Source organism: Sphingobacterium sp. JUb20, from assembly GCF_004342035.1.
In the GTDB taxonomy this organism is placed as follows: Bacteria; Bacteroidota; Bacteroidia; order Sphingobacteriales; family Sphingobacteriaceae; genus Sphingobacterium; species Sphingobacterium anhuiense.
In genome coordinates this window covers 1-12,733 of the sequence record NZ_SLYV01000011.1, presented here as the reverse complement: position 1 = coordinate 12,733, position 12,733 = coordinate 1, and the positions used below count along the sequence as shown (strand labels likewise).

Here is a 12,733-nt window from a genome sequence, read left to right as displayed (position 1 = left end):
ATTCAAATATTTATAAAATGAAATATATCATTATTATTTTAGTAATCTTATTAAATATATTGCAAATAGCTTTTTCGCAAAACAAGTTATTAATTGCAATGGATGATTTAAATACTGAGACATTTAAAGATTTGAAATCTAAGAATGTTAGTGAGTTAAAAGTTATTTATGGTGCAGATATTTACCCAAATAATCCAATTGAAGTTGATTTGGGTAAATTAGAAAAAGCTATTATACTAGCTTTTCCAAGATCGGATCAATCAGGGTACGGGATGTTGGATTGGGAGGGAAAAGGTTATCATGAACTAATTCATGCAAAGGGTAGAACTCAAGATTTTGTAAATATTCAAAATCAGTTTATTAAGACAATTAAATTTGCAAAAAAATTAAGGCCCAATGTGAAATGGGGTTTCTTTGAAATTCCTGCCAGAGAAAGAAGATTTAAATCTAGAGCCTTACAACTTGATTCACATGAGCGTATTTCTGTATTGTTAGATGCTTGTGATGTTTTTTATCCTTCAATGTATGGTTATACACCTGAAGACTTGGGTTCATTAAGTGATGTGTTATTTGCGTTAGAATTAGGTAAGAAATTTAATAAGGAAGTTTATCCAATGGTTTGGCATCGTTTTCAAGGAGATACAAAAAATCAAACTAAAAAATATTGGTTTGAAATTATTCCAAAAAAAATGTTTTCTGAACGGATAAAAGAAATTAGATCCATTAATAATAATAATAACAGAATTAATGGAATCGTATGGTGGGGTAAAGATACTTACTTTTATATCAAAAAAAATAAAGTTGTTAGATCCGAATCTAGAAACATTAGTAGTTTCAAGTCTAAATATAATCTAATGGTGAAGGATTATGTCAAATTTATTCAGAAGAAATAATGAAAAATATTAGAACTTTAATTTTTATAAATCATTATCTTCCGGGTTTTAAATTTGGAGGACCAATTAGAAGTATTCAAGCAATTGTGTCAAAGTTATTTTCAAATCTTGATTTCTCCATTATAACTTCCGACAGAGATTTTGGTGATACTAAACCCTATGCAAGCATTCAATTAAATACTTGGCAAAAAATGAATCATAGTTCGATTTATTATTGCCATGGTAACACTTTAAACTTTATTAAGCTTATTATATCAGAATGCAGAAAGCATGATGTTGTATACCTAAATAGTTTTTTTAATCTAAACTTTAGCATATTAATCATTTTACTGAAGTATTTAGGGTTAGTAAGAAGTGAAATAATTATAGCACCAAGAGGAGAATTTAATCCTGGAGCTTTAAAAATAAAAAATAAAAAAAAGCGGTTTTATTTAAATGTTACGAAATTTTTTGGTTTATATAAAAATATTCGTTGGCATGCTACTACTGAAGAAGAGTACAATATGATTACTGATATTTTTGGAAATCATGCTAAGGTTATATTAGCGGAAGGAATGTCTCCACAAGTTGTAAATTATGATTTGGTGGTCAATTTAAAAAAGCAACATAGCTTAAGGCTAGTCTATTTAGCAAGAGTTGCTCAAATAAAGAATTTGATATTCATTCTCAAATTGTTAGAGAGAAATAATTTTCAAGGTGAAATAGTCTTAGATATCTATGGACCGAAAGAAGATATTGATTATTTTAAGAAATGTGAAGAAATTATCCAAATTATAAATAGTAAAAGTAATTCTATTTGTATATCCTATAAAGGTGAAGTTGCTTATGAAAATGTTTTATCTACTATAGCATTTTATGATTTTTATATCTTACCTACTTTAGGAGAAAATTTTGGACAGTCTATTGCTGATGCTTTATCTGTAGGAGTTCCTGTAATTATTTCAAATAAAACTCCTTGGACAAATTTGGAAAATAAGGGGGTCGGCTGGGATTTAACTTTGGAAGAAGAACCCTTTGTAAATGTATTAAAATATTGTATACAATTAAATCATGATGATTACAATAATTTTCAATTAGCTGCAGTCAAGTATGCTTCAGAGTTTTTAGATAATCAGCTATTAAAAAATAAATATTTAAGCTTATTTCAAGATTAAATTTCAAAGATGGAAATAAATAACAAAATACTCCTTATTACAGGAGGAACAGGCTCATTTGGTACAGCCGTATTGAATCGTTTTCTAACGACAGATCATTTTAAGGAAATTCGTATTTTTTCACGTGATGAGAAAAAGCAAGACGATATGAGGAATCTGTATAGAAATGACAAAATTAAATATTACATCGGGGATGTTCGTGACTATACATCAGTAGAACCTGCTACGCGTGGAGTAGATTATATTTTTCATGCGGCAGCATTAAAACAAGTTCCTTCCTGTGAATTTTTTCCAATGCAAGCAGTAAAGACTAATGTTGAGGGAACTCAAAATGTTATTCGCGCAGCATCATCAAATGGTGTGAAAAAAGTAATCTGTTTAAGTACAGATAAGGCCGCATATCCAATTAATGCTATGGGAATTTCTAAGGCAATGATGGAAAAAGTTGCTGTCGCTGAAGCACGTAATTTGACTGAAACTGTCGTGTGTTTAACACGATATGGCAATGTGATGGCTTCTCGAGGATCAGTTATACCTCTTTTTTTGAGTCAGATTGAAAAAGGTGAACCATTAACAATTACTGATCCTGAAATGACACGTTTTTTAATGTCGCTTGAAGAAGCAGTTGAGCTTGTTTTATTTGCTTTTGAAAATGGGAATCCGGGTGATTTATTTGTTAATAAAGCACCTGCGGGCACTATTGGAGATTTAGCAAAAGCAGTTTTAGAATTAAAAGGTGCAACAAACGAAATTAAAATTATTGGTACACGTCACGGTGAAAAACTTTACGAAACTCTTTGTACTAGAGAAGAGATGTTAAAAGCTGAAGATATGGGTAACTTTTATAGAATACCTGCAGACAATAGAGACTTAAATTATGCGAAATACTTTTCAGAAGGAAAAGAAATCACACCTAATATTGAAGATTATAATTCTCATAATACAAAAAGGGAAAATGTAGAAGGCGTAAAATCATTACTAAAGAAGTTAGATTTATTTTAAATATCAAGTGGAAGTCAAAATGAAAAAAATTAAAGTAGCTACAATTCTTGGAACTCGTCCTGAGATTATAAGGTTAGCCGAATGCATAAAAAAGTTCGATACATATTTTGATCACGTCTTGATACACACAGGACAGAATTACGATTATGAATTGAATGAAATATTTTTTGAAGATTTAGGTTTACGTAAACCGGATTATTTTTTAAACGTTGCTGGGAAGCATTTAGGTGAGACAATTGGTAACGTTATTGCAAAAAGCTACGAACTTTTAACTAAGGAATTACCAGATGCTCTTTTAGTTTTGGGTGATACTAATAGTGTATTAAGCACAATTGCTGCTAAAAGACTTAAAATTCCCATCTTTCACATGGAGGCTGGTAATCGATGTTTTGATCAAAATGTTCCAGAGGAGATAAATAGAAAAATATCTGATCATATTTCAGATATTAATTTAACGTACACAGAAAATAGTCGAAGATATTTATTAAGTGAGGGTTTTCGGAAAGATCATGTTTTTGTTACAGGATCACCATTAAAAGAGGTATTAGAAAAATACCAATTCCAAATCAATAAAAGTGAGGTTTTAAATAAACTAAATTTAGTCGAGGATGGTTATATAGTAGTTAGTGCCCATCGTGAAGAAAATATTGATCTCGGTAACAATTTTGAGATTTTAGTAAATTCCATAAATCTGGTTGCAGAAAAATATAATGTGCCAGTAATATTTTCTACTCATCCAAGAACAAAAAATAGAATAGCTAAAAACAATATTACATTCCATCCTTTAGTTAGTAATGTAGTTCCTTTGGGATTTTTTGATTATGTGAAATTACAAAGTAAAGCATTTGTAGTTCTTTCAGATAGTGGAACAATTAGCGAAGAGTCAGCAATGATGGGCTTTCCAGCAGTCAGCATCAGAACAAGTACAGAAAGACCAGAAGCTATTGATGCAGGAACTATAGTTTTGGGAGGAATTGAAAGTGTTCAAATGTTAAATGCAATAGATATTGCGAAAGGACTATTTGATTTAAATGTACAACTTCCTTTTGAATATGAAGTAAGTAATACGTCAGATAGGATTGTAAAAGTTATAATGGGATATACATCAATTGTGAATAAAGTAATTTGGAACAAATGATAAAGATTTTGATAATTGGAATTAAGGGAATGGCTGGACATATGCTATTCAATTACTACACTGAATCTTCTCGTTTTGATACTTTTGGTGTAGCAAGAAATATACAAAATTCAGATAGAATTTTTGATATAGATGTTAGTGATGTTAGCAATATGGAAAGCCTTTTAGAAAAGTATCAGTTTGATTATGTAATTAATTGTATTGGAATTTTAAACAAAGATGCCGAAGAGAATCCTGAAAAGGCAATCTGGTTCAATAGTTATTTTCCTCATTTATTAGAAAAAATTACAAAGCAATCGAAAACTCGTCTTATCCACATTAGTACTGATTGTGTATTTTCTGGTAAGAAAGGTGATTACACGGAAAATGATTTTAGAGATGGCATTGGTTTTTATGCCCAATCGAAAGCGCTTGGAGAAGTTGAAAACAATAAAGATCTTACGATAAGAACGTCGATTATAGGACCTGAAATTAACTCGACAGGTATTGGGCTTTTCCATTGGTTTATTACGAGGCCATTAACAGAGAATATTAAAGGCTATACAAAAGCATTTTGGTCTGGGATTACTACACTTGAGTTAGCGAAAGTAATAGAAAAAGCCATTGTTGAAAATCTGACCGGATTGATTCAAGTATCGCCTGCCAGTAAAATTGACAAGTATAACTTATTACTATTATTTAACAGTATCTATAGAAATAATATGATACATATTGAAGGGTCTGATAATTATGTGGTCGATAAGAGCCTAAAGAGCATTAGAACCGATTTTTCTTATAACGTACCTGATTACAAAATCATGTTAGAAGATCAATTGAGTTGGATCTCAACGCATAAGCATCTTTATAAACACTATATAATTTAAAAAATGCGTATACTGATAGTATCCCAATATTTTTGGCCTGAAAATTTTCGAATTAATGATATAGCTCTCGGATTAAAAGAGCGCGGTCACGAAATCGTTGTTTTAACTGGATTGCCAAATTACCCTCAAGGTCAATTTTATGAAGGATACGAGAAAAAACCCAGAATTGAATATTGGAATGATATTAAAGTATATCGTTCAAGAATGATTTCACGAGGGAGTGGGAGAGGAAGTCGTTTGTTTTTGAATTATATTTCATTTGCTATTGGAGGTATTATTACAGCTTTTCGTATCAAAGAAGATATCGACAGTATTTTAGTATTTGAGCCTTCACCTATTACTGTTGGTATTCCTGCAATTGCTGCAAAATATTTAAAAAAGGCTCCAATGGCATTTTGGGTACAAGATCTTTGGCCTGCTTCACTTACTGCTGCTGGTGGAGTTAAAAATAAATATATACTTAATTTCTTTAACTCTTTGACAAGAAAAATTTACCGAGAGTCATCATATGTTTTGATTCAATCTCGTATGTTTGAAAAATACATAATTGATCAAGGAATTTCTAAAAGTAAAATAAAATATCTTCCTAATACGACCGAAGATTTTTATTATCCTAAATCTTCATCCAAATATGATCGAATACTTCCTCAAGGCTTTAAAATATTTTTTGCAGGAAATATTGGCGAAGCTCAAAGTTTGGATACGTTTGTTGAGGCTGCTAAAATTATTTTAGATAAAGGTTTAATAGTTCATTGGATTATTATTGGTGATGGAAGGTATAGATCTACTTTGGAAGCTAAAATTAAAGAATTGAAATTAAATGAATTTATACATTTCCTTGGGAAATATCCACCAACTGAAATGGCTGATTTTTTTTCTTACGCTGATGCTTTATATGTTTCCTTAAAAAATGAATATATATTTTCATTAACCATTCCATCTAAAATTCAATCTTATTTAGCATGTGGCAAGCCAGTATTAGCTAGTATAGATGGAGAAGGAGCTAAGATCATCAGAGAAGCAAATGCCGGTTTTACCAGCGCAGCCGAGGATAAAAATGAATTGGCTAATAACGTGATAAAATTATTTCAACTTTCACACGAAGAAAGACAACAGTTAGGAAGTAATGGACTGGAATATTTTGAAAAGGAGTTCAAACGTGAAATTGTTTTAGATAGGATAGAGCTTTTGTTAAGAAATTAGATTTACTTAAATATATAATATGAAAATTCAGATTACCGGTGCTTCAGGATTTGTGGGGCAAAATTTAAAAGAATTTTTTTTACTTAAAAATATTGAAATAAAAGATCTTTCGTTAAGAAATTCTAATTGGAAAAATCTTATAGATGGTAATGTAACAGCTTTAGTTCACCTAGCAGGAAAAGCGCATGATACTTCCAATACTTTAGAGGATGATGCATATTTTTCAATTAATCGTGATTTAACAATTGAATTATTTACTATATTTCTTAAATCTAATGTTCGTGACTTTTTTTATTTTTCTTCGGTGAAAGCTGTCGCAGATATTGTGGATGGTGTTTTGGATGAAAACGTAGTCGGTAATCCTCAGACACCTTATGGCAAATCAAAATTAGAAGCAGAGGAGTATTTGTTGAAGCAGATATTACCAAATAATAAAAGATTGTTTATTATAAGACCATGTATGATACATGGACCAGGTAATAAGGGTAATCTCAATCTGCTATATAAAATTGTTGAGAAAGGTATACCCTGGCCATTAGCTTCCTTTCATAATGAACGCTCTTTTCTGTGTATAGATAATCTTTCATTCTTAGTTGATACAATAATCAGTAACAAATTTGTTACTTCTGGAGTTTATAATTTTGCTGATGATGAAGTTTTGTCAACTAATCAATTGGTTATTTTAATCTCTAAAGTTTTAGGAAAGAGAGCTAAACTTTGGAATATTCCAACTTCATTTATCAAGTTAATTGTTAAATTAGGTGATATTTTGCCATTGCCTTTGAATTCCGAAAGATTGAAAAAACTTACAGAATCTTATATTGTATCAAATACTAAAATTAAGATGGCGTTAGGAATTGAAAAATTACCTTTTACTGTAGAGGAAGGCTTAGAAAAAACAATCAAATCTTTTAAAAATCGTAATTAGTAAAAAACAGTTTTTTTTAAGTTGTTCATATATCGTTATAATTCAAGCTGATTTTTTAGGCATTAAATTTGTAATAATGACACAAATTTGATTTATCTATTTTTAAATGACAATTAATACAAAGAATTTGGGTAAATTAACATATTTTTGCTCTCAAATTAAATCTATCTCATAATTTATATATAGCATGCGATTAATATCAAAGTATGGTTTGACATTAGGAATACTTGTCGTTTTCTTGATGTTTTTTAGTTCTTGTGGATCTCGGAAGAGTATGGTGTATTTTCAACCCGATTCTACTAGAATTAACACAATTTATGAACAATATGTTCCTAAAATTCAGAAAAATGATATCCTAACCGTTGTCGTTACAGCTGCAGATCCGAAGGTAACAGCACCTTTCAATCCCTTAAGTACGATGACAACCACCAATATGTCTCAGGGTGTAGATATGGCGCTTCGACCAACCTATACCGTAAATGAGGAAGGAGCGATTACATTACCGATGTTAGGGAAAGTTCAAATCGCAGGTTTGACACGATTAGAAGCTATTGAGAAAATTCGTACAGAATTGAGTCAGTATATTAAAGATCCGGGTGTGAACATGAACTTTAATAATTTTAGAGTGTCTGTACTTGGTGAAGTTGCTAGACCAGGATCTTTTATTATGCCTACTGAACGTGTAACGGTATTAGAAGCTTTAGGTATGGCTGGTGATTTAACTATACGTGGTATACGTGAAAACGTCACCTTGATTCGTGAGGTTGACGGGCAGAAGACAATACATCGGTTAGATTTGACGAAACAAGAGACATTAAATTCACCTTACTATTATCTGGCTCAAAATGATGTTATTTATGTCGAGCCAAATAAAGCACAAATTAATAACTCTAAATTAGGGGCCAATACAAATATCATCATTTCAATCGCAGGCTTAATAATCACCGTAATATCCGTATTGACACGCTAAAAAACATGGAACAACGTAAAGAAAATCAAGAAGAAGAAATCAATCTGAGACAGCTGTTTGAGCAATATGCTTTTTATTGGAAATGGTTTGTGCTTGCCGTAATCGTTTCACTAGGGATAGCATTTGTATATTTGAGATATGCGCAGAAAACGTATAGCACTACAGCTAAAATTTTATTAAAGGATGAACGTAGTGGTTCTGCAGGTGAATTAGCAGGAATTTCTGAATTAACCAGCAGCATAGGCTTTGGTGGAGCTCGATCGGCTTTTGTTCCAGATCAAATAGAGGTCTTGACTTCTCGTCGATTAATGCGGAAAGTCGTAGAACAGCATCATTTGAATGTAATCTATTCTGTAAAAGGGAATATTCGTTCTGCAGAGGTCTTAGAAGATGATATGCCTTTTATCCTACAACCACTAGGTAATCAGGATACAATTAAGATGCATATGAAAGTGCAAATTAAGGGAGAGAATCAACTGCAACTAACAAATGTCCGTTCAGGAGTGAAGGTAATGGTCGGTTTTGATCAGCAGGTGAAATTAGGAAATAATGTTGTTGTTTTTAGGAGAAATACAGGTGTTAAAAGTGATAAAGATAGCGATTATCAAATTACTGTTATTCCCAAGGATTGGGCCGTCGATGCGGCTTTAGGATCCATCAGTATTTCACCATCTAAGGAGATGCAATCTTATATTGTCAATTTTGCAATGGTTTCAACTTTGAGCAAAAAGGCGAAATTGATTTTAAATACGTTGATTGAGATCTATAATAATGATTTGACGAATGATAAATTACGGATGACACGAGCGACATCTGACTTTATCAATAAACGCTTAATGTTAATTTCCAAAGATCTCTCGGGTGCTGATGAACAAGTGGCTGACTTTAAATCGGCAAATTCTATGGTGGATATGTCTGCTGAGGCTGATGCATTTTTAAAAAATGCTTCGGAGAATGATAAAAAAGTCTTAGAATATCAGACGCAATTGCAATTAGTGGATCATATGAATGACTACTTGAAAGGCGAAAAGATGGGGAAATTATTACCTTCTAATATTGGCCTACAAGATGCATCTATTGGTACTGCTATTGCGGAATATAATAAATTGGTAATGGAGCGCGATGATTTATTAAAATCAGCTTCAAATAGTAATCCGGCTGTGATTTCCTTGAATGAAAATATAGATGAGAATAGAAATAATATTCGACGTTCATTAGAAAACTATCAGCAAGTTACAAAACTAGCCCTTAACAGTATAGAACGCAAATCAAACGAGATTAAAGGTAGAATCAATTCAATTCCTAATCAAGAGCAAGGATTTAAGAAGATTTCAAGACAGCAACAAATCGTCGAGTCCCTTTATCTTTTATTATTGCAAAAACGAGAAGAATCTGAGGTAAAAGCAGCGGCAACACCGGATATTCTTAAGATTATTGATGGAGCGTATAGTAATGGCGTACCAGTTGCTCCGAGAGGAAAAATTGTCCTGTTAGGTGCATTGATTATTGGATTATTACTTCCTCTTGCTATTCTTTATTTAAAGTTTTTATTAGATAATAAAATTCATTCACGTAAGGATATTGAAGATATTGTTAAAGTACCTGTACTGGGCGAGATACCGAGTTCAGAAGATACTGTTATTCATCAGAACGACCGTTCTTCACTCGCCGAGGCCTTCCGTATTTTGCGGACTAACATGAACTTTATGTTTGGGGCAGATAAAAAGGATCAATCTAAAGTTGTGTTTGTTACTTCAACAATATCCGGTGAAGGAAAATCATTTGTAACGACTAATTTGGCACAGATTTTATCTATGTCAGGTCAACGTGTGTTATTAATTGGTGCAGATATTCGTAGTCCTAAAGTTTTGGATTACCTTGGTCTATCACATTTACAACATACTAATGTTGGTATTACACAATTTTTGATTAATCCTGAGATGGATGTTGACAATATCATTATCAAGAAACCTGGAAACTATGATTTTGATGTCGTTTATTCAGGTTATATTGCTCCTAATCCTGCAGAACTTTTGATGAATGGACATTTTGATGATGTGATCAAATATACTCGAGATCATTATGACTATATTTTAGTGGATACAGCTCCTGTTAGTTTGGTAACGGATACTTTATTGATCGCCCACAATGCTGATTTAACATTATATGTTTCACGTGTTAATTATCTAGATAAGCGTTTATTGCAGGTACCGCGTGAACTTTATGTGGAAGGTAAATTGAAAAATTTAGCTGCAGTTGTCAATGATGTGGATTTTGCTCGTGGTTATGGTTATGGCTATGGTTATGGTTATGGTTATGGAGATAAGGGGGGCAAAAAAACTGGTTTAACTAAATTTTGGTATGATTTACGGAATAAGTTTAAAAAGAAATAATTCGTAATTTAATTGCAATTGGCGCATTTCTTTACAGAATTGCGCCAATTTTTTTGGAGAATCTGTCATCGAACCTACTATATGCAGCTGATATAAACATATGCCCATTACAATGAACTATTTAATCGTCCTTATTGTCTTAATTTTACTCGAAATTTTTTATTTCAAAGTTGCTGATCATTTCAATATTATTGATAAACCCAATGAACGTTCTTCGCATAGTACAGTAACCTTGCGCGGCGGTGGTATCATCTTTTATTTTGGTGCGCTCATCTTTTTTATGCTTTCGGGCTTCCAATATCCCTGGTTTTTTCTCGGTCTAACTTTGATGACTGCTGTATCATTTTTGGATGATGTATTTACACTTTCGAACAAAATCAGGCTTCTGATTCACTTTAGCTCTGTGCTCTTAATGACCTATCAGCTTGATCTCTTTAATATGCCATGGTATTACCTTATAATTACTTTTATTATAGTAGTTGGTGTTATCAATGCATATAATTTTATGGATGGCATCAATGGCATAACTGCCTGCTATAGCTTGGCAGTTGGTGCGTTGTTGATGATCGTTAACGATAAACTAAATTTTATTGAACAAGATCTGCTGACTTACACTTTAATGGGCGTACTTGTTTTTGCTTTTTTTAATTTTCGAAACAAAGCCAAATGTTTTGCTGGAGACGTAGGAGCGGTAGCTATTGCTTTTGTTTTACTTTTTGCATTGGGTGCTTTGATAATTAAAACAGGCAATATTATCTATATATTATTTTTATCGGTATACGGTATTGACGCAGTCTGGACAATAGTTCGGCGCTTAATGAAAAAAGAAAATATTTTCGAAGCTCATCGTTCGCACCTGTATCAATTCTTGGGTAACGAAGCAAAGGTGAATAAATTGGCAATTTCCTTTTGTTATGGATTTATTCAGTTATTAATTGGATTATTAATTATTCAATTCTCAAATCAGGATCTAACGACTCAAATTATATTTGCCGTGAGTTTACTTGTTGGGTTGAGTGTAATTTATCTAATTTTAAAAACCTATATTATAAAAAAATATGTCAAATAATACATCAGCTATACAAATGATAAATGGTGGTATAGCAAAGGATCTGCGTGGACAGATTCGTTTTGTCAACGATTTTGATATGTCACTCGTGAAGCGCTTTTATATCATTAAAAATGCTGATGTTGAATTAGTGCGTGGTTGGAGGGCACATCGTATTGAACAACGTTGGTTTTATGTTTTGGCAGGTGCTTTTGAGGTTGATATAATTCAAATTGATAACTGGGACAAACCAGCAAATGATCTTACTATTGAGAGAATAAAATTAGACTCTATTAGCATGCAAGTTTTACATGTTCCTAAAGGTTATGGCACAGCTTTTCGTGCGTTACAACCCGAAAGTGAGTTATTGGTATTTGCCGATCATGGAATAGAGCATGCTCCATTGGATGATTATACATGGCCTTTGGATTATTTTATTGTTAGGAAAGGTTAATTAGTAAAGATGTTAGATCGTTAAGAAATGAGGAAGATTTTAACCTATTCATCTATTAACCATCAGATTTTTAGCTATGAATATTTGATAATTCCTATGATTTTAAAACAAGTATAGTAAGAATAATACTTCTTACTATACTTGTTTTAATTAATGTTTGAAGTTCGCCCACATACGAGAATGCTCCTCTCGATTGTAAGTGTCCCAAAAAATCAAACAGCTTAAAACTGGACATAAATGTTTAGATTTAAGTAATAAGATGAAAAAGACACGTTTTACAGAAACCCAGATTGTAAGAGCTCTCAAAGAGGGAGAAGAAGGTAGAAAGACGGATGATATCTGCCGGGAGCTTGAGATTAGCAAAGCCACCTTTTATAACTGGAAAAGCCGTTACGGTGGCATGGAAGCATCTGATGTCAAGCGCCTGAAGGAACTTGAAGAAGAAAATGCACGCCTGAAAAAGATGTTTGCCGAGCTGAGTATGAACCATGATATCCTAAAAGAAGTCATCACAAAAAAAGGTTGGGGCTCCGGCAACAAAAACAGTTAACTCAGGAAATTGTCCTAGATCACGGTTTGAGTGTCGCGGGATCCTGTAAATTGACAGGTATGTGCCGTTCACAATATTACTATGTTAGCAAGAAAGACGACAGTGCCGTGATGGCAGCATTAGATGATCTGTCCTCC

General features: G+C 32.4%; 11 protein-coding genes and 1 pseudogene. All 12 read left to right on the top strand.

What is annotated here, in order from left to right; translation table 11 throughout:
- The first annotated feature begins 17 nt into the window (after positions 1 to 17).
- Positions 18 to 893 carry a hypothetical protein gene (locus tag EDF66_RS18325; RefSeq protein WP_132844151.1) on the top strand — a complete coding sequence of 292 codons (876 nt, stop codon included), beginning with the start codon at positions 18 to 20 and terminating at the stop codon, positions 891 to 893.
- Positions 893 to 2,047 (top strand): glycosyltransferase, encoded by a 1,155-nt coding sequence (locus tag EDF66_RS18320; protein WP_132844150.1) that lies wholly within the window; start codon positions 893 to 895, stop codon positions 2,045 to 2,047. Before EDF66_RS18325 ends, EDF66_RS18320 begins: the two co-directional genes overlap by 1 nt.
- A 9-nt stretch (positions 2,048 to 2,056) precedes the next feature.
- A complete protein-coding gene (locus tag EDF66_RS18315; RefSeq protein WP_132844148.1) occupies positions 2,057 to 3,049 on the top strand; it encodes a polysaccharide biosynthesis protein in 993 nt (330 codons plus the stop codon).
- Between the two features lie 19 nt (positions 3,050 to 3,068).
- Complete coding sequence (gene wecB, locus EDF66_RS18310; RefSeq protein WP_132844146.1) at positions 3,069 to 4,187, top strand: non-hydrolyzing UDP-N-acetylglucosamine 2-epimerase; 1,119 nt, start codon at positions 3,069 to 3,071, stop codon at positions 4,185 to 4,187.
- Positions 4,184 to 5,050 (top strand): sugar nucleotide-binding protein, encoded by an 867-nt coding sequence (locus tag EDF66_RS18305; RefSeq protein WP_132844144.1) that lies wholly within the window; start codon positions 4,184 to 4,186, stop codon positions 5,048 to 5,050. Before wecB ends, EDF66_RS18305 begins: the two co-directional genes overlap by 4 nt.
- A gap of 3 nt (positions 5,051 to 5,053) precedes the next feature.
- The gene (locus EDF66_RS18300; RefSeq protein WP_132844142.1) at positions 5,054 to 6,253 is read left to right on the top strand and encodes a glycosyltransferase family 4 protein; all 1,200 of its coding nucleotides are present in this window, start codon (positions 5,054 to 5,056) and stop codon (positions 6,251 to 6,253) included.
- Positions 6,254 to 6,272: 19 nt separating this feature from the next.
- Positions 6,273 to 7,181, top strand: coding sequence for an NAD-dependent epimerase/dehydratase family protein (locus tag EDF66_RS18295; RefSeq protein WP_132844140.1), 909 nt, complete (start codon positions 6,273 to 6,275; stop codon positions 7,179 to 7,181).
- Between the two features lie 187 nt (positions 7,182 to 7,368).
- Positions 7,369 to 8,151 carry a polysaccharide biosynthesis/export family protein gene (locus EDF66_RS18290; protein ID WP_132844138.1) on the top strand — a complete coding sequence of 261 codons (783 nt, stop codon included), beginning with the start codon at positions 7,369 to 7,371 and terminating at the stop codon, positions 8,149 to 8,151.
- Between the two features lie 5 nt (positions 8,152 to 8,156).
- A complete protein-coding gene (locus EDF66_RS18285; protein ID WP_132844137.1) occupies positions 8,157 to 10,544 on the top strand; it encodes a GumC family protein in 2,388 nt (795 codons plus the stop codon).
- Between the two features lie 112 nt (positions 10,545 to 10,656).
- Complete coding sequence (locus EDF66_RS18280; RefSeq protein WP_132844135.1) at positions 10,657 to 11,613, top strand: MraY family glycosyltransferase; 957 nt, start codon at positions 10,657 to 10,659, stop codon at positions 11,611 to 11,613.
- Positions 11,603 to 12,046, top strand: coding sequence for a WxcM-like domain-containing protein (locus EDF66_RS18275; RefSeq protein ID WP_132844133.1), 444 nt, complete (start codon positions 11,603 to 11,605; stop codon positions 12,044 to 12,046). Before EDF66_RS18280 ends, EDF66_RS18275 begins: the two co-directional genes overlap by 11 nt.
- Positions 12,047 to 12,305: 259 nt before the next feature.
- A pseudogene (locus EDF66_RS18270) lies at positions 12,306 to 12,558 on the top strand (transposase); the annotation flags it as partial.
- Positions 12,559 to 12,733 lie beyond the last annotated feature (175 nt).